Source organism: Pseudoalteromonas sp. NZS100, from assembly GCF_015864815.1.
GTDB classification, from domain to species: Bacteria; Pseudomonadota; Gammaproteobacteria; order Enterobacterales; family Alteromonadaceae; genus Pseudoalteromonas; species Pseudoalteromonas distincta.
This window is the reverse complement of sequence record NZ_JADYWM010000001.1, coordinates 123,005-139,942: the sequence shown is the minus strand read 5'-3', so window position 1 is coordinate 139,942 and position 16,938 is coordinate 123,005. Positions and strand designations below refer to the sequence as shown.

Sequence of the window (16,938 nt, the reverse complement as noted above, 5' to 3'; positions counted from 1 at the left end):
CGTTCTATTTTTTAGAACCTTAAGCTCGATTTAAAGACATAGTTGTTTTGTTTAATGAATGATTTAATAGCCTCATAAACTTATTCTTTAGAGTGAATTAAAAAATGAAAATATCAAAAATACTTACAGCTTATGCAACTCAAGATGGCGATGGCGTGAACATTAGCCGTATACCTGGGTTTGATGGTAAATATTTAGATCCATTTTTGATGATTGATGAACTTAAGTCAGACGACAAAAAAGATTATATGGGAGGCTTTCCTGAGCATCCGCACCGAGGAATTGAAACGTTTACTTATATTCTAAAAGGTGGCTTTGAACATCGTGACCAAATGGGTAACAAAGAAGCAATTAAAGCAGGCGATGTGCAATGGATGAGCACAGGGCGCGGAGTCATGCACAGTGAAATGCCACTCGCTGATGCTGTTGACGGTTTGCATGGCTTTCAAATTTGGATAAACATGCCAAGCGCAGAAAAAATGCGTGATTCACGTTATCAAGATACGACTAAAAACCCAGCCCCTAGTTTTACAAATACGCAAGGCGTGACGTTAAAAGCACTTGCGGGATCGTGGCAGTTCGAAAGTGAAACGCTTGCAAGCGAGCTGCAAAGTTTAGCTGCTAACGCGGCGCTCGCTGATATTACGTTACCTGCTGGTAAAAGCACTTATTTAGAGCCTCTTAGCCAACAAAAAGTAATGCTTTATATTCATAGCGGCTCACTAATAATGAGTGACAATCAAATAATACCAGCGGGTAAGTTACTTATTTTAGAACCAGGCAGTGATATTAATATTAGCTCTGAGCACGGCGCTGGTGTTTTGGTTTTAGCAGGCGATCCACTTAATCAGCCAATTGCTCATATGGGGCCGTTTGTAATGACGACGCAAGCTGAAGTACAGCAAGCGGTACGTGATTATCAAAACGGCGAGTTTGGCAAAATATAACGGTATTTTTAGGAGAGTTTTATGGGATTATTAGTTAACGGCCAATGGCAAGATAAATGGTACGACACAGATTCAAGTAACGGTAAGTTTGAGCGCGAAACGGCGCAGTTACGTCACTGGGTAACTGCTGATGGTAGCGCTGGAATAACGGGCGAGGCCGGTTTTAAAGCACAAGCCAACAGGTATCATTTATATGTATCCCTTGCGTGTCCTTGGGCGCATCGAACGCTTATATTTAGAGCGTTAAAAGGGTTGCAAGATTTAATTACGGTGTCGGTTGTTAGCCCTGATATGCTTGATAGTGGTTGGGCTTTTGATACGCAAAATCACAGTACTGGTGATGCTTTATTTAATAGTAACTACTTACATCAAGTGTATACAAAAAATAATCCTGAGTATTCCGGGCGAGTCACCGTACCTGTATTGTGGGATAAAAAGCTAAATAAAATTGTCAGTAATGAGTCTGCCGATATTATACGTATGTTCAATAGTGCGTTTAATGAGTTAACAGGTAATAACGATGACTACTACCCAGAGGCACTACGGCCAAAAATTGATGAATTAAATGCGTTGATTTATCCAAATATAAATAATGGTGTTTATCGTACGGGATTCGCAACAACTCAAGATGCATACGAAGAGGCGTTTAACGATTTATTCAAAGCACTCGATAAAGTAGAGGGGATACTGAGCAAGCAGCGTTATTTAACAGGTAATAGGCTCACCGAGGCAGATTGGCGATTATTCACTACTCTCATCCGGTTTGATAGTGTGTACGTTGGCCATTTTAAATGTAATTTACGCACAATCGAAAGCTATCCTGCATTGAGCGGATACCTCAGAGAGTTATATCAAGTTAAAGGAGTGGCTGAAACAGTTGATTTTTATCATATTAAGCGTCATTACTATTTTAGTCACACAATGATCAACCCAACACAAGTTGTGCCAAGTGGTCCAAGTATTGATTACTTATCTGATCACGGTAGAAATGTTTAGCGCTTAAGCTATTAGATTTACTAGCCAGCCGTATTTTCTTACCAAACTGGTTTCGCTTTTACCCGCTTGAACTGCTGCACCTGCGATAAAGGCACTTGAAAGCCCAACCTTGGTTGCGGCAAAACGCTTTAGTCTATATTGAAACGCTGCATGATGTTGGCGTTTCAATTCACTGCGCGTATCCATTTGCTTACTTAGAGCATCAACGTTTTCATTAGGTGCTTTAATTAAGTAGTTAACTAACATACTAATTTCCTTGTAGGTTAAATAGCTGCTTTAAACTTTTAAGCGTTTTGCTAAAGCCAATTTTATTGCTTAAGTAAACTGTATTTTTCCAAAGCCATATTAAACAAGCAACTTGTAGCAAAGTAGCTGTTGCAATACTTAGCCATACCGACCCAAAAACATCGTATACACCGTATCCAACAGCACCTAGAAATCCTGCCCACAACAAAACCAAACCACTGGCAAAACATCCTAAAAATATAGTGATCAATGCAAGCGATCTAAGCGATAACCGCCATTCAGCTTTAGCAAGCTGGTGGGTGATCTTTCCTTGAGTTTGGTAATCATCCTTGAGCTGCTTAGAATACTCTAAAAGCATTGCAACATGATCTTGCCAATCGTCCTTTTGGCTATGTTGCTCAGTAGTTTGGTCTTGCACATTACCATCCTTGGTTGTGGTTGTGGTTGTTTGTGGGTTATTCATCACTAATTACTTACGACGAAGTAGTGATGTAATTAACATACCCGCAGCAAAAGCAATACCCGCAGTTGCTAATGGGTTTTCAGAAGCAAAAGCACGAGTTTTTGCAGTACATTCACTTAGTTTTTCACGTGCAATAAGTTGTTTTTCGCTTAATGCATCTGCTGAGCTAGAAGCTCCTTTACGCACGCTGCTTTCAGCTGTTGCAGCTTTGCTAGAAAGTGCATCTACAGCATCGTGCGCCGCTGATGTTGCTTTCTCTGTAAGAGGAGACTCAGTATTTGTTAGTTTAACGTCAGGCTTAACATCTGAAGTTGTATTTGGTTTCGTATTCGTTGCAGTAGCCATAATCAATCCTTAATAAGTTAAAAATTTAAATAGTGATTTAGATGATGCAATGATTAAACCAAACTTGTTATTTATTTTAACTGCCTGAATTAAATAGGTTTTGTTTGTGTTTTTTAATTTTTTATAATTAGTATTTTAAAATAAACAGTAACTATTACTACACGGCTAGGTAAATTTTACAAAGAGGATAAAAACGCCTTAAAAATTGTAAATATTCATTGGTTATTCAGTAAGCAATGCATGTAAACAGAAAGTTATAAAAGCAAAGCTGATATTTTTCTTTACCTCAATCCCACTTTTTCCCACGTAATTCAAACGCTTCGCTTGAGCCCTTATTTTTTCTAGCTTTGAGACTCACTAAAGCTGGTCAGCTTACTTGACAAAATGGCTTGTCAAGCCCTAAACTGGAGCACTGTGGTAAAAAGTGGTTTTTAGTGGATCTCATTGGATAAAATAAACAAAAAATTGAATAAAACAATTTCAAAGTAGGTTTTTTATGTTTCGTGGCGCGAGTTCACTGAGTTTGGATGATAAGGGGCGTTTTGCGGTACCGACAAAGTACCGAGAATCTCTGTTGTCTGAAGATCAGGGGACAGTTATTTGTACCGTCGCATTAAATGAACCGTGTTTATGGTTATATCCATTGGCTGAGTGGCTCGAAATAGAAAGCCGTTTAGCGAAAATATCTAATATGAATCCACGAGCTCGACGAATGCAACGTATGTTGCTAGGTAACGCTACAGAGTATCAACTTGATAAAAATGGTCGAATTTTGCTTGCGCCGTCATTACGTGCCCATGCATCTCTTGGCAAAAAAATCATGCTGGTTGGTTTGATGAATAAGTTTGAAATTTGGGACGAGGCGCGTTGGCACGAGCAAATGCAGCAAGATACTGAGCTTGAAAGGCTTGGTGATTTTGAACCTAACCAAGATTTAGATAATTTTACACTCTAACGGCACAAAAAAAGGCACACAATAGCTAATGACAGCGCAATTTGAACACGTATCCGTATTAATGGATGAGACCATCGATGCCCTTGCAATTAAGCCAGACGGTATATACATGGATGGTACATTTGGACGTGGTGGCCACTCTGGGCAAATTTTAGCACGCCTTGGTGATGAAGGTCGCCTGCAAGCAATTGACCAAGATCCACAAGCAATACAATCAGCTGAAAAATTTGCTGATGACCCACGTTTTGCAATTGCACATACTCGCTTTTCAAACTTATACGAAGTAGCACAGCAAAACGATCTAATTGGTAAAGTCGATGGCATTTTATTAGACATTGGTGTTTCGTCACCACAACTAGATGACGCTGAGCGTGGCTTTAGTTTTATGAAAGACGGCCCACTCGATATGCGTATGGACCCTACAACAGGTCGCAGTGCAGCACAGTGGTTAGCAGAGGCTGAGTTGGATGATATTACCCACGTAATTAAAAAATTGGGTGAAGAAAAGTTTGGTAAACGCATTGCACACAAAGTACTTGAAGTTCGTGAGCACACGCCAATCACAACTACCAAGCAGCTTGCTGACCTTGTTGATGAAGCTGTACCGGTAAAAGATAAGTTTAAACACCCAGCTACCCGTACTTTTCAGGCTATTCGTATTTACATTAATAGTGAGCTTGAAGAAATTCAAACTGCGCTTCAGTCTGCAGTTAAAGTGCTAAAGCCAGGCGGACGTTTAGTGGTGATTTCGTTTCATTCTTTAGAAGACCGTATTGTAAAACAGTTTATTAGAAAACAGAGTAAGGGAGAAGCATTACCCAGAGGTCTGCCTTTAACTGATGCACAAATAAATAAAAATCTGACGTTAAAAGCAGTGGGTAAAGCTATTAAGCCAAGTGCTGCAGAAGTAGAGCGTAATCCACGTTCTCGTAGTTCTGTACTTAGGATTGCACAGAGGTTGGGATGAGTAAAAAAGCGAGCTATCGGCAACCTAATTTATTCTTTGAAATATTAAAAGGCCTAGGAGCTAATAAGCTAACCTCGGCCTTGTTGGTTGTGATATTCGCTTCTAGTTTAGCTGTTGTGCAAACAACCCACTTAGCTCGTGGCCAACTTATACAGCAAGATCAATTATTACAAGAACGCGATGAGCTCGATTTAGAGTGGCGCTACTTACTTGTTGAAGAAGAATTTTATTCGCAACATGCACGCATTGAAGAAGTAGCTACATCACAATTGAAAATGAAAAGACCTACGAGTCAAGATGAGCAGGTAATAATAGTACAATGAGAAATAGAGGCAAAAAACCAGTCACTAATTTAATCACATGGCGCTTTATGCTGGTGTGTACAGTTGTGTTTATGGTGTTTGTAACACTCGTATCTCGCGCTGCTTATTTACAAGTGATAGAACCCGATAAAGCACGTTCAGAAAGTGATAAACGCACGGTGCGTGTTGAAAAACTGCATGTGCAACGCGGAATGATTTTTGACCGCAATGGTAAAGAATTAGCGGTAAGTGTGCCTGTGGTAAGTGTATATGCTGATCCTAAAGCATTACATAAATCGCTTGTATCTAAAGTAATCAAACAAGCCCGTAAAAGCGGCGAAGATCACTTATCTTTAACTGAAAACACTGTTGAGCTTGATAAGCGTACTGCACTTTATTATAAAAACGATTTACGCTGGCGCGAGCTTGCAGATGTGCTGCGTATTGATCCTAAAAAGATTAATTCTCGACTTTTAAACGATCCTTCGCGTCGCTTTGTGTATTTAAAGCGCCAAGTTACTCCTGCTGTAGCAAATTATATTGGTGATTTACGCCTCCCTGGTATCCATTTACTAGATGAATCTAAACGCTACTACCCTGCAGGTGAAGTTACCGCGCATGTTATTGGTTTTACTAATATAGATGGTAAAGGCATTGAAGGCATTGAAAAGCTATACGAAAACGCTTTAACTGGCGAGGAAGGCCGCCGTACCATTCGTAAAGACGCACAAGGGCGTGAGGTAGAAGTACTTGACGAACGTGAACGTGTAGAGCCAGAAAGTATAGAACTAAGTATTGACCAACGAATTCAAGCTATTGCCTACAAAGCTGTAAAATCAGCTGTACTGACTTACAAAGCCACATCGGGCTCAGCTATGGTAGTTGATGTTAAAACCGGTGAAGTACTGGCAATGGTAAATAGCCCTTCATTTAATCCAAACAACTTAAGCGATGCTGCACCTCATAAGCGTCGTAACCGCGCAATTACAGATTTGTTTGAACCAGGCTCAACTGTTAAGCCTCTAGCCATTTTGGCTGGGCTAGACTACGGCGCCATTCAGGCAGATGACACGATTGATACCTACCCAGGTTGGATGCGTTTAGGTGGTAGTTTAGTTAGAGATACTCGTAATCACGGCGAACTAACACTGCGCGAAATACTAAAGTACTCCTCAAATATGGGGGTTGCGAAGGTTACTCAGTTAGTGCCTAAAGATTACCTTGTTGGCTTATATCAAAAAGTAGGGTTTGGCAGTGACACCGGTACTGGAATGGTAGGTGAAAGTAGTGGTTTGTTTTATCCAAATCGTCGTTGGTCTGACTTTGAAATTGCAACTTTATCATTTGGTTATGCAATTTCGGTAAGTACTGCGCAAATGGCGCGCTTTTATACCATGTTAGGCGCCGGTGGTGTTAATCGACCACTGACTATTTTAAAGCAAGATAATATACCTGAAGGCGAACGTATTTTTAAACAAAAAGACGTAGAAGCCGTAGTCCACATGATGGAAAGTGTATTTGAAAAAGACGGTACTGCTCGCAACATAAAAGTTGATGGGTATCGTGCTGCCGGTAAAACAGGTACATCTAAAAAAGCCGTAGCAGGTGGTTATGGTGATGAATATGTAGGTTATTTTGCAGGTGTAGCACCGGCAAGTAATCCTCGTTTAGCCGTGGTAGTTATGATTAATGAACCAGGTGGTGATGTGTACTATGGAGGTGCCACCGCTGGCCCTGCATTTGCAGAAATCATCTCTAACGCATTAAGAATATTAAACGTAGCGCCTGACAAGGAAGAGGTTGCGTACGTACAAGGTAAAGATAACGATGCGTGATTTAAAGGATATTTTAAAATACATCGAAATAGATGCGCCCTCGCAACTGGTTAAGCATTTACGCCTTGATAGCCGTGAAGTAACGCCAGGTGATGTATTTGTTGCTATTAAAGGCCATACACTTGATGGCGGACAATTTATTGCTAAAGCAATTGAAAATGGCGCAATAGCTATCATTGCTGACAGATTATGTGAATTTGAAAGCAGTTTTGAGCCACTGTATTTAGTCTCAGAGCTTGATAAAAAGCTTCCAGAATTAGCTAGTCGCTTTTATAGCCAACCAAGTCAGACTCTTGATTTAATTGGTGTGACAGGTACAAATGGTAAATCTACCACCACAGCAATGATTGCCCACTTAGCACAATTTTGTAGTACTGAGTCGGCTATTATAGGCACTTTAGGTTATGGCCATCCTGATAACTTAATTCCACTGATAAACACTACGCCTTCAACAGTTGATTTACAGCATATTTTAAGCGATTTAAATTCGCAGCATAAAAAGCTGGTAGCCATGGAAGTATCATCTCATGGGTTAGTGCAACAACGCGTTGCTAAATGTCAGTTTAAAGCGGCTGTTTTTACTAATCTTTCGCGCGATCACTTAGATTACCATGGTGATATGGCAAGTTACGGTGATGCGAAATTAATGCTTTTCCGTGATTTTGAACCGCAAGTTGTAGTGCTCAATCAAGATGACTTTCAAGCTGAGCAATGGCTTGAAAAGTATGATTTTAATAACCTAATTTGTTATGGCCGCAAAAACTTGGCTCCTAAGAATGTCCGATACGTTTATTTTTCTGATGTTGAATATTCAAGTGAAGGTATTTCGGCGCAGTTGTCGACAAGTTGGGGTGATATTTCAATTAAATCGCCTCTGTTTGGCGAATTCAACTTATATAACTTAACGGCAGCGCTCGCTACATTACTAGGGCTAGGTTATCCGCTTGAGCAACTAGTTGCTGGTTGTGCGCAGTTACAGCCAGTCGCTGGTCGAATGCAAGCTTTTAGTCAAGCTGGCATGCCAACGTGTGTTGTTGATTACGCCCATACACCCGATGCACTTGCACTTGCATTACAAGCATTGCAGTTGCATGTGCCAGGTGGTGTAAGTTGTGTATTTGGTTGTGGTGGCGACAGAGACAAAGGTAAGCGCGCATTAATGGCGCGAGCTGCAGAGCAAAACGCTAATAAAGTGATTATTACCAGCGATAACCCTCGAACAGAAAATCCTGATGACATTATTGCAGATGTAGCAGGCGGTCTAACCCATCCTCAAAATGCACATTTAGAGGCTGATAGAGCAACTGCAATTCGTTTTGCTATAGAAAATGCTACAGCTGATGATGTTATTTTGATTGCAGGTAAAGGCCACGAAGATTATCAAATTATAGGCGATAAGCGCATCGACTTTTGCGATCGCCGCTATGTACAAGAACAACTAAAAAAAGCAGTAAGAGGGATAACACAATGATCCCAATGGATTTTGATTGGTTAGCTAATGTGCTAACAACCGATTATCAAGGTGATAATCAACACGTGCTAAATATAAATACTGATACTCGCACAGTGTGCGATGGCGAAGTGTTTTTAGCACTTAAAGGGCCAAATTTTGATGGCCATAAATTTATAGCTGAGGCTAAACAAAAAGGCGCTATAGGCGTTATTGTTCAGCACAAAGTTGATGTAGATATTCCACAATTTATAGTAAGCGATACACGTATTGCACTAGGTACAATTGGCACCGCTGTTATGGCCCAAGTGGCGCCTAAAACAATTGCAATTACAGGAAGTGTAGGCAAAACCACCGTAAAAGAAATGTGTGCGGCAATTTTGTCGGTTCACGGTGATGTATTAGCTACTAAAGGTAATTTTAACAACGATATTGGCGTCCCACTTACGTTATTGCGCTTAGAGCCTCAACATCGTTTTGCAGTAATTGAGCTAGGTGCAAATCACTTAGGTGAAATTGCTTACACTACGGCAATGACAAAACCAGATGTGGCCGTTGTATGTAATGTTGCAGCAGCTCACTTGGAAGGTTTTGGTAGTTTAATGGGCGTTGCAAAAGCTAAAGGTGAGATTTTTGATGGCCTTAAAGATGACGGCGTTGCCATTGTTAATTGCGATAGTGAATTTAGCCAGTATTGGTTAGATAAACTTGAAGGGCGTAATGTTAAACGCTTTTCTACAACCGAAAAACTAGACATTTGGGCAGAGAACATCACGCTTGATGCCAATGCACGTGCAAGCTTTACGCTTTGCACTAAAAACAAGCAAGTGCCTGTTACTTTGGCACTACCTGGTAAGCATAATATTAGTAATGCACTTATCGCTGCGGCGCTGACCAGTGAATTTGATGTAACCCTTGAAGAAATAGCCAATGCACTTGCCACAATGGGTGATGTAAAAGGGCGCGTTAATTTAATTGAAGTGTCTGATTTACTTACCGTGGTTGATGATACTTATAATGCCAATGTTAAGTCGGTAAAGGCTGCGATTGACTTGTTAAGTGATATGCAAGGTCACCGCATTTTAGCACTCGGAGATATGGGTGAGCTTGGTGAAGATGCACGTAAGTACCATCAAGAAGTTGGCGAGTATGCACTTGAACAAGGGATTGATGAGTTATTTACATTAGGCGTGTTAAGTAAATACGCAAGTGATGTGTTTGAACTCCCTAATCGTCACTTTTCGAGCCGCGAACAGATGCAGCAAAAAATTCAAGAAAGCATTAATAAAGTGAATAAAAAAACAACAATAGTAGTGAAAGGATCGCGCAGTTCTCGCATGGAATTATTAGTAACCGATTTAGTTAATGGCCAGCAACAAGCCATCAATGGAGTATCATAATGTTAGTTTGGCTGGCAGAGTATTTAACACAGTATTTTAGTGGTTTTCATGTTTTTTCGTATTTAACGCTACGTGCCATTTTAGGTATTTTAACTGCGCTAATTATGTCTCTTTATTTGGGGCCTAAGTTAATTCGTGGTTTGCAACGTATGCAAATAGGTCAAACAGTTCGCGACGATGGTCCGCAATCGCATTTGTCTAAGTCGGGTACACCGACTATGGGTGGCTTACTTATTTTAGCGGCTATTTTTACCAGCACGCTACTTTGGGCCGATTTATCAAATAAATATGTATGGGCAACACTGTTTGTAATTGGCTCATTAGGTATTGTTGGCTTTGTTGATGATTACCGTAAAGTTATTCGTAAAGACCCAAAAGGTTTAATTGCTAAGTGGAAGTACTTTTGGCAATCGGTCATTGCATTAGTTGTAGCTACTGCTTTGTACTTTACCAGTGCACAAGCATCTGAGACATCACTTGTTGTTCCATTTTTTAAAGACGTATTACCGCAATTAGGTTTGTTTTATATTGTGCTCACGTACTTTGCGATAGTAGGTACATCAAACGCAGTAAACCTGACAGATGGTTTAGATGGCTTGGCGATTGTGCCAATTATTTTGGTGGCTGCAGCATTGGCAATTATTGCTTACTTAACAGGTAATATTAACTTTTCGGCTTACTTACATATTCCACATTTACCGCTGGCGAGTGAGCTTGTGGTTGTGTGTACTGCCATTGTGGGCGCAGGGCTTGGCTTTTTATGGTTTAACACTTACCCAGCACAAGTGTTTATGGGCGATGTTGGCTCATTAGCACTTGGTGGCGCATTAGGTATTATTGCTGTTTTAGTACGCCAAGAGTTACTGCTTATTATTATGGGCGGTGTATTTGTAATGGAAGCACTATCGGTAATATTACAAGTGGGGTCGTATAAATTACGCGGTCAACGTATTTTTAGAATGGCGCCGATTCATCATCATTATGAATTAAAAGGTTGGCCAGAGCCTCGCGTTATTGTGCGCTTTTGGATTATTTCTGTTGTGCTAGTGCTTGCTGGCTTAGCTACTTTAAAGATTCGATAAATGCAGTATTTAAACGAGATAAAAAACAAACAAATAACAGTGCTCGGACTCGGTGTAACCGGTCTGGGCATTGTGCGTTTTCTATTATCTCATGGCCTCGCCCCCAAGGTCGTTGATAGCCGAGCAACCCCGCCGGGGATTGATTGGTTAAAAGAGCATGCGCCAAATCTAGATACCCACTTTGGTAATTTGGATGACGCAGAGCTTTGTTCAAGCAATATGATTATTATAAGCCCTGGGCTTAGCTTAAAAATACCAGCTGTTGCAAATGCAATTAACGCAGGTGTTGAAGTGATTGGCGACGTTGAGTTATTTGCACGTATTAATACAAAACCGGTTGTTGCTGTTACGGGCTCTAACGGTAAATCAACCGTGGTTACGCTCGCTTATGAAGTATTAAAAGAAGCCGGCTATAAAGTTGCTTTGGGTGGGAATATTGGCACAGCGGTGCTTGATTTACTCAACGATGATTTTGATGTGTATGTACTTGAGTTATCTAGTTTTCAGCTAGATACCACAACGAGTTTAAAACCTGTAAGTGCAACGGTATTAAATGTGTCAGAAGATCACCTTGACCGATACGACAGTTACCAAGCTTATATAGACTCAAAGCTAAGTATTTATGACGGTGCAGAGCTTATTGTTGTCAATGCAGACGATATTCAAACACATCCAGTTGAGCGCGGTACAACTCCCCTAATCAGCTTTGGTGCTCAACAAGGTGATTACCATTTAGCGCAGCATAATGGCGAAACTCATTTTATGCTTAAAGGCGATGCCTTTTTACCTGTTGATACGCTTGCGGTAGTGGGTAAGCACAATTATTTAAATACGCTTGCAGTAATGGCGCTTTTAAGTCCGTTTGAAGTAAGTAAAGCGCAATATAAGAACGCGTTAGGTCAATTTAATGGATTGGCTCATCGCTGCCAATTTGTAGCTGAGCTTAACGGTGTAAAGTATTTTAACGATTCAAAGGCAACGAATGTTGGAGCGACCATTGCTGCAATAGATAGTTTGGCTAGTGATGGTGAAAACCTGATTGTTATTGCTGGTGGCGATGCCAAAGGCGCTGATTTAAACGCACTTAAACCCTACATAGAACAGCATGTAAAAGCATTAATTTGTTTTGGTAAAGATGCAAGTGACTTAGCTGCGATTACCAATAAGAGCTATTTAACTAACAACATGGAAGAAGCCGTTGCTTTGGCCAATGTACTGAGTAGTACAGGCAATATTGTTTTGTTAGCACCTGCATGTGCCAGCATTGATATGTATAACAACTATATGCAACGTGGTGATGACTTTATTCAATGTGTTATGGCAGGGCAGCTATGATTGCTTTTGCCGATATAAGAGATGCATTAACACCAAAACCTTCAGGTCAGTTGTATGATGTACCGCTACTGTACTGCGTAATTATGTTAATTGGTGTTGGTTTTATCATGGTAACCAGCGCTTCAATGCCGACCGCTGAGCGGTTATTTGATGACCCATACCATATTACTATTCGCCACAGCATGTTTTTGGCAATGTCTTTTGTGCTTTTTTGGATAAGTGTTTGTGTGCCAATGGATTGGTGGAAACGTTCCAACCCTTATTTATTAATACTAGGCATGGTGCTGTTAATAGCGGTATTGATTGTTGGGCGTGAAGTGAATGGTGCTAAACGATGGATACCTATTGGCCCTGTTGGTTTTCAGGTTGCTGAGGCCGCTAAATTATACTTTTTTAGTTATATTGCGGGTTATTTGGTAAGAAAACGCGAAGAAGTACAAGAAAATATTAAAGGCTTTGCAAAGCCAATAGCTGTATTTGCAGTGTATGCGCTGCTTATTTTGCTGCAACCTGATTTAGGCACAGTGGTTGTTATGTTTGTAACAACGGTTGGTTTACTGTTTTTAGCTGGCGCTAAATTATGGCAGTTCTTTGTACTTATTCTAACTGGCGTCGGTCTGGTTGTATTACTGATTATTGTTGAACCATATCGAATGGCGCGTGTTGTCGGCTTTTTAGACCCTTGGGATGATCCTTTTGGTAAAGGTTATCAGTTGGTTCAATCGCTAATGGCTTATAGCCAAGGTGGTTGGTTTGGCCAAGGCTTAGGTAACAGTGTACAAAAACTGCAATATTTACCTGAAGCGCATAACGATTTTATTTTTGCTGTAATAGGTGAAGAACTTGGTTTAATAGGCGTTGTAAGTATTTTAATGGTATTAGCTACTTTAGTATTTAGAGCGTTATTAATAGGCCAACAAGCGCTTAAGTGTGGCAAAGAATACGAAGGCTATTTTTCGTTTGCCATTGGTATTTGGTTTGCATTTCAAACCATGGTGAATGTAGGTGCGAGCGCGGGTATTTTGCCAACTAAGGGTTTAACCCTGCCATTTATTTCTTATGGTGGTTCAAGCTTGTTAATTATGACCATTGCCACGGGTATTTTATTGCGCGTAGATTTTGAAACCAAAATGGCAACCAAACAAGCCACCTCACGTGGAGGCAAGCGATGAGTAAAAAATTAGTAGTAGTGGCTGGTGGAACTGGCGGACACATTTTTCCTGGTATTGCAGTGGCTGATTATTTAAAACAGCAAGGCTGGCAAGTTAGCTGGATTGGCACACCAGATCGAATGGAAGCAAGCGTTGTACCTAAGCATAATATAGATATTGATTTTATTAATGTAAAAGGTGTTCGTGGTAACGGATTAAAACGTCTTATTAAAGCCCCATTCATGGTAGTTAATGCAGTATTGCAAGCGCGTAAGGTATTGAAAGAACAGCGTCCAGATGTAGTACTTGCAATGGGCGGTTATGTTACGGGACCCACGGGAATTGCCGCAAAGAGTTTAGGAATTCCGTTAGTTATTCACGAGCAAAACGCTGTAGCGGGTATGAGCAATAAACTGCTAGCTAAGGTGGCTACACGTGTATTAGCAGCATTTCCAAGTGCTTTTGCACAGGGTCAAGCCGAGCTAGTAGGTAACCCAGTTCGCCAAAGCGTTATGAATATAGCCAAACGCGATGTATCAAGCCCTATTAATATTTTAGTGGTAGGGGGCTCGCTCGGTGCACAAGTGCTTAATCAAACATTACCAGAAGCATTTAAAGTACTAAATAATACAGCTCCTATAAGCGTATGGCATCAAACAGGTAAAGGTCATTTATCTACTGTAGAAACAGCTTATAAAATGCATGGCTTTGCGGATGGTAATACAAAAATAGCTGAATTTATTGATGATATGGACGCGGCGTATAGCTGGGCTGATATTGTTGTATGCCGCGCTGGTGCATTAACTGTTAGCGAAATTGCAGCAGCAGGTAAAATGGCTGTTTTTGTTCCTTTTCCACATGCCGTGGACGACCATCAAACAGCAAACGCACAATATTTAGTGATGGCTAATGGCGCATTATTAATGCCACAAGGGCAGTTTAATAAACAATCAATTGTTGAACTATTAAGCCCATATTTAGCCCAACCTTCATTAATTACTGAAATGGCTACAAATGCAAAAAAACAAGCCATTTTAGATGCCACAGCAAGCGTAGCAACGCACTGTGAGCAAGTAACAAATAAGAGAAAATAAGTGAAAGAAACGTCAGTACAAGAAAAACACACGCGCCCAGCAATGCGCCGAATAGAAACCATTCACTTTATTGGTATTGGTGGAGCCGGTATGGGCGGTATTGCTGAAGTACTCGCTTTTGAAGGCTACCGTATTACAGGTTCTGACATTGCTCATAGCGCGATGACAGATCGCTTAATTAAAGCCGGTGCTGAGGTATTTATTGGCCATCATGAAAATAACGTGAAAGATGCCAATGTAGTGGTTGTTTCAAGCGCGATTGATGAAACAAATCCTGAAATTATTGCAGCTAAAGCCGCAAGAATCCCTGTTGTGCGCCGCGCAGAAATGCTCGCAGAACTAATGCGTTTTCGCCACGGTATAGCCATTGCGGGTACGCATGGTAAAACAACGACAACAAGCCTAATTGCGAGTATTTATGGACAAGCAGGGCTCGATCCAACTTTTATTATTGGTGGCTTGTTAAATAGCGCAGGTAGTAACGCAAAAGTAGGCAAAAGTGATTTTTTAATAGCAGAAGCTGATGAAAGCGATGCGTCGTTTTTACACTTGCAGCCAATGGTCTCGGTGATCACAAATATTGAAGAAGATCACATGGATACTTATGGCGGCAGTCTTGAAAAAATGAAAGACACGTATGTCGATTTCATTCATAACTTGCCGTTTTATGGTTTAGCTGTTGTATGTATTGATTCTGAAGTTGCAGCTGAGCTTATTCCGCGCTTTGGTCGCCCAGTTATTACGTATGGTGAATCGAAGGATGCTGATTATCGCATGAGCGACTTTAGCCAATCAGCTAATACGTGCACATTTACAGTAACTAACAAGCAAGGTGAGTGTTTAACTGCCACGTTAAATATGCCAGGTAGACACAACGCACTTAATGCAACCGCTGCGATTGCTGTTGCAAAAGATCAAAACATTGCGAATCATGCAATTTTAGAAGCGCTGCAGAAGTTTGAAGGCATTGGTCGTCGTTTTCAGCACTATGGTGAATTTGAAAACGAGCGGGGCAATGTGATGTTAGTTGATGATTACGGGCATCACCCTTCAGAGGTTGCAGCAACAATTGCAGCAGTACGTGAAGGTTGGCCTGATAAGCGTTTAGTAATGGTTTATCAACCTCATAGGTTTTCTCGTACACGCGACTTATACGAAGATTTTGTAAAAGTACTTGCTGATGTAGATCAGTTGCTATTACTTGATGTGTATAGCGCTGGTGAAGATCCTATTGTGGGCGCAGACAGCAAAAGCTTATGTCGTAGCCTTCGCCAACGTGGCAAAGAGCCGCTGCACGTAGCAACAAATGCTGAGCTTGCAGGCGTTTTGGCCGCAAATTTACAAAACAATGATTTAGTATTAACCCAAGGCGCTGGTAATATAGGCCAGTTAGTTAAAACATTAGCTGCAACGGGTATGTCGATAGAAAAACTTAAGCAAGGTGAAGTATGACTCAGGTAAACACACAATTTGGTAAAGTAGCGGTACTGCTAGGTGGTAACTCAGCAGAGCGTGAAGTGTCTTTACGATCGGGTCAGGCTGTTTTAAATGCGCTGCAAAATTGTGGTATTGATGCAATTGCATTTGACCCACAAAGTCGTTCTTTGTGGGAGTTAAAAGAATTAAATGTAGATCGCGTTTTTATCGCTTTGCATGGCCGTGGTGGCGAAGACGGCACAGTGCAGGGTGCACTTGAATTTATGAACTTGCCTTACACGGGCAGTAATGTACTCGGTTCAGCACTTGCTATGGATAAAGTACGTTGTAAGCACTTATTTAAATCAGCGGGTTTAAGCACTGCACCTTATACCGTAGTTGATGCTAAAAAAGGCTTTGATGCTAAAGCCATTATGGATGAATTTAAAAAGGTAATGGTTAAGCCATCGCATGAAGGTTCAAGCATAGGTATGGCGCAAGCAAGTACAACACAAGAGCTTGAAGATGCACTAGCTAATGCATTTAAGTTTGATAACCAAGTACTTGTAGAGCAGTGGATCACTGGTCGTGAGTTTACAATCACGGTACTTGGCGACGATGTACAACCAGTCATTGAGATGACGACACCTAATGGCTTTTACGATTACCAAGCTAAGTATCAATCAAATACAACCCAGTATCATTGCCCTGCAGATTTATCAGAGCAAGATACTAAGTACTTACAAGCCATATCGCTAGATGCGTTTGATTTAGTGGGTGCAAGTGGTTGGGGTCGTGTTGATGCTATGCAAGACGAGCAAGGGAATTTTTACCTGCTTGAAGTAAATACAGTACCAGGCATGACTGAAAAGTCACTAGTACCGATGGCTGCAAAAGCGAACGGGGCAACTTTTGAACAATTAGTTGTTCGCATTTTAGAGCAAACGCTTTAAT

At 40.9% G+C, this 16,938-nt stretch carries 17 protein-coding genes; 14 read left to right on the top strand and 3 right to left on the bottom strand.

All coding sequences use genetic code 11. The annotated features are described in order from the left end of the window. Positions 1-104: 104 nt before the first annotated feature. Both I6E69_RS00665 and I6E69_RS00660 read left to right on the top strand, forming a co-directional pair. Complete coding sequence (locus tag I6E69_RS00665; protein ID WP_197120359.1) at positions 105-947, top strand: pirin family protein; 843 nt, start codon at positions 105-107, stop codon at positions 945-947. Between the two features lie 21 nt (positions 948-968). Next, positions 969-1,943, top strand: a complete 975-nt coding sequence (locus I6E69_RS00660) for a glutathione S-transferase family protein (protein ID WP_197120358.1) — start codon at positions 969-971, stop codon at positions 1,941-1,943. Positions 1,944-1,946: 3 nt separating this feature from the next. Here I6E69_RS00660 and I6E69_RS00655 read toward each other — a convergent pair whose 3' ends face one another. From I6E69_RS00655 to I6E69_RS00645, 3 genes are read right to left on the bottom strand one after another with little or no spacing between them, the layout of a single operon-like run. Further along, entirely contained in the window at positions 1,947-2,189 is a 243-nt protein-coding gene (locus tag I6E69_RS00655; protein WP_149593511.1) for a hypothetical protein, read from the bottom strand. Between the two features lies 1 nt (position 2,190). Further along, a complete protein-coding gene (locus I6E69_RS00650; protein ID WP_197120357.1) occupies positions 2,191-2,652 on the bottom strand; it encodes a hypothetical protein in 462 nt (153 codons plus the stop codon). A gap of 6 nt (positions 2,653-2,658) precedes the next feature. After that, the gene (locus tag I6E69_RS00645; protein WP_002957982.1) at positions 2,659-2,997 is read right to left on the bottom strand and encodes a hypothetical protein; all 339 of its coding nucleotides are present in this window, start codon (positions 2,995-2,997) and stop codon (positions 2,659-2,661) included. A 496-nt stretch (positions 2,998-3,493) separates the two neighbouring features. Here I6E69_RS00645 and mraZ point away from each other — a divergent pair, with 496 nt between their 5' ends. From mraZ to I6E69_RS00585, 12 genes are read left to right on the top strand one after another with little or no spacing between them, the layout of a single operon-like run. Continuing rightward, the gene (mraZ, locus tag I6E69_RS00640) at positions 3,494-3,952 is read left to right on the top strand and encodes a division/cell wall cluster transcriptional repressor MraZ (protein WP_007582904.1); all 459 of its coding nucleotides are present in this window, start codon (positions 3,494-3,496) and stop codon (positions 3,950-3,952) included. 28 nt (positions 3,953-3,980) lie between these two features. Next, positions 3,981-4,919 carry a 16S rRNA (cytosine(1402)-N(4))-methyltransferase RsmH gene (gene rsmH, locus I6E69_RS00635; protein ID WP_024606338.1) on the top strand — a complete coding sequence of 313 codons (939 nt, stop codon included), beginning with the start codon at positions 3,981-3,983 and terminating at the stop codon, positions 4,917-4,919. Continuing rightward, the gene (ftsL, locus tag I6E69_RS00630) at positions 4,916-5,242 is read left to right on the top strand and encodes a cell division protein FtsL (protein WP_002957986.1); all 327 of its coding nucleotides are present in this window, start codon (positions 4,916-4,918) and stop codon (positions 5,240-5,242) included. The genes rsmH and ftsL overlap by 4 nt, the downstream gene beginning before the upstream one ends. Continuing rightward, on the top strand, positions 5,239-7,056 hold the full coding sequence (locus I6E69_RS00625) for a peptidoglycan glycosyltransferase FtsI (RefSeq protein WP_010554293.1): 1,818 nt from the start codon (positions 5,239-5,241) through the stop codon (positions 7,054-7,056). Before ftsL ends, I6E69_RS00625 begins: the two co-directional genes overlap by 4 nt. Next, positions 7,049-8,527: a UDP-N-acetylmuramoyl-L-alanyl-D-glutamate--2,6-diaminopimelate ligase gene (gene murE, locus I6E69_RS00620; protein WP_197120356.1), complete on the top strand. Its 1,479-nt coding sequence runs from the start codon at positions 7,049-7,051 to the stop codon at positions 8,525-8,527. Before I6E69_RS00625 ends, murE begins: the two co-directional genes overlap by 8 nt. Further along, positions 8,524-9,906: a UDP-N-acetylmuramoyl-tripeptide--D-alanyl-D-alanine ligase gene (murF, locus tag I6E69_RS00615; protein ID WP_165743106.1), complete on the top strand. Its 1,383-nt coding sequence runs from the start codon at positions 8,524-8,526 to the stop codon at positions 9,904-9,906. Before murE ends, murF begins: the two co-directional genes overlap by 4 nt. Beyond that, positions 9,906-10,988: a phospho-N-acetylmuramoyl-pentapeptide-transferase gene (gene mraY / locus I6E69_RS00610; protein ID WP_002957990.1), complete on the top strand. Its 1,083-nt coding sequence runs from the start codon at positions 9,906-9,908 to the stop codon at positions 10,986-10,988. The genes murF and mraY overlap by 1 nt, the downstream gene beginning before the upstream one ends. Further along, positions 10,989-12,323, top strand: coding sequence for a UDP-N-acetylmuramoyl-L-alanine--D-glutamate ligase (murD, locus tag I6E69_RS00605; RefSeq protein WP_002957991.1), 1,335 nt, complete (start codon positions 10,989-10,991; stop codon positions 12,321-12,323). After that, entirely contained in the window at positions 12,320-13,495 is a 1,176-nt protein-coding gene (ftsW, locus tag I6E69_RS00600; RefSeq protein WP_024606332.1) for a cell division protein FtsW, read from the top strand. Before murD ends, ftsW begins: the two co-directional genes overlap by 4 nt. Further along, a complete protein-coding gene (gene murG / locus I6E69_RS00595; RefSeq protein ID WP_024596376.1) occupies positions 13,492-14,568 on the top strand; it encodes an undecaprenyldiphospho-muramoylpentapeptide beta-N-acetylglucosaminyltransferase in 1,077 nt (358 codons plus the stop codon). Before ftsW ends, murG begins: the two co-directional genes overlap by 4 nt. Beyond that, positions 14,569-16,020: a UDP-N-acetylmuramate--L-alanine ligase gene (murC, locus tag I6E69_RS00590; protein ID WP_039485322.1), complete on the top strand. Its 1,452-nt coding sequence runs from the start codon at positions 14,569-14,571 to the stop codon at positions 16,018-16,020. It begins immediately after the preceding gene. Continuing rightward, positions 16,017-16,937 carry a D-alanine--D-alanine ligase gene (locus I6E69_RS00585; protein ID WP_165723753.1) on the top strand — a complete coding sequence of 307 codons (921 nt, stop codon included), beginning with the start codon at positions 16,017-16,019 and terminating at the stop codon, positions 16,935-16,937. Before murC ends, I6E69_RS00585 begins: the two co-directional genes overlap by 4 nt. Position 16,938: the final 1 nt, after the last annotated feature.

Bases quoted from the DNA above. Each gene is read 5' to 3' on its own strand.
- mraZ (WP_007582904.1), top strand. From the start codon at position 3,494: ATGTTTCGTGGCGCGAGTTCACTGAGTTTGGATGATAAGGGGCGTTTT.
- I6E69_RS00585 (WP_165723753.1), top strand. From the start codon at position 16,017: ATGACTCAGGTAAACACACAATTTGGTAAAGTAGCGGTACTGCTAGGT.
- I6E69_RS00650 (WP_197120357.1), bottom strand. From the start codon at position 2,652: ATGAATAACCCACAAACAACCACAACCACAACCAAGGATGGTAATGTG.
- I6E69_RS00625 (WP_010554293.1), top strand. From the start codon at position 5,239: ATGAGAAATAGAGGCAAAAAACCAGTCACTAATTTAATCACATGGCGC.
- ftsW (WP_024606332.1), top strand. From the start codon at position 12,320: ATGATTGCTTTTGCCGATATAAGAGATGCATTAACACCAAAACCTTCA.
- murE (WP_197120356.1), top strand. From the start codon at position 7,049: ATGCGTGATTTAAAGGATATTTTAAAATACATCGAAATAGATGCGCCC.
- murD (WP_002957991.1), top strand. From the start codon at position 10,989: ATGCAGTATTTAAACGAGATAAAAAACAAACAAATAACAGTGCTCGGA.
- murF (WP_165743106.1), top strand. From the start codon at position 8,524: ATGATCCCAATGGATTTTGATTGGTTAGCTAATGTGCTAACAACCGAT.
- ftsL (WP_002957986.1), top strand. From the start codon at position 4,916: ATGAGTAAAAAAGCGAGCTATCGGCAACCTAATTTATTCTTTGAAATA.
- I6E69_RS00645 (WP_002957982.1), bottom strand. From the start codon at position 2,997: ATGGCTACTGCAACGAATACGAAACCAAATACAACTTCAGATGTTAAG.
- rsmH (WP_024606338.1), top strand. From the start codon at position 3,981: ATGACAGCGCAATTTGAACACGTATCCGTATTAATGGATGAGACCATC.
- I6E69_RS00665 (WP_197120359.1), top strand. From the start codon at position 105: ATGAAAATATCAAAAATACTTACAGCTTATGCAACTCAAGATGGCGAT.
- I6E69_RS00660 (WP_197120358.1), top strand. From the start codon at position 969: ATGGGATTATTAGTTAACGGCCAATGGCAAGATAAATGGTACGACACA.
- I6E69_RS00655 (WP_149593511.1), bottom strand. From the start codon at position 2,189: ATGTTAGTTAACTACTTAATTAAAGCACCTAATGAAAACGTTGATGCT.
- mraY (WP_002957990.1), top strand. From the start codon at position 9,906: ATGTTAGTTTGGCTGGCAGAGTATTTAACACAGTATTTTAGTGGTTTT.
- murG (WP_024596376.1), top strand. From the start codon at position 13,492: ATGAGTAAAAAATTAGTAGTAGTGGCTGGTGGAACTGGCGGACACATT.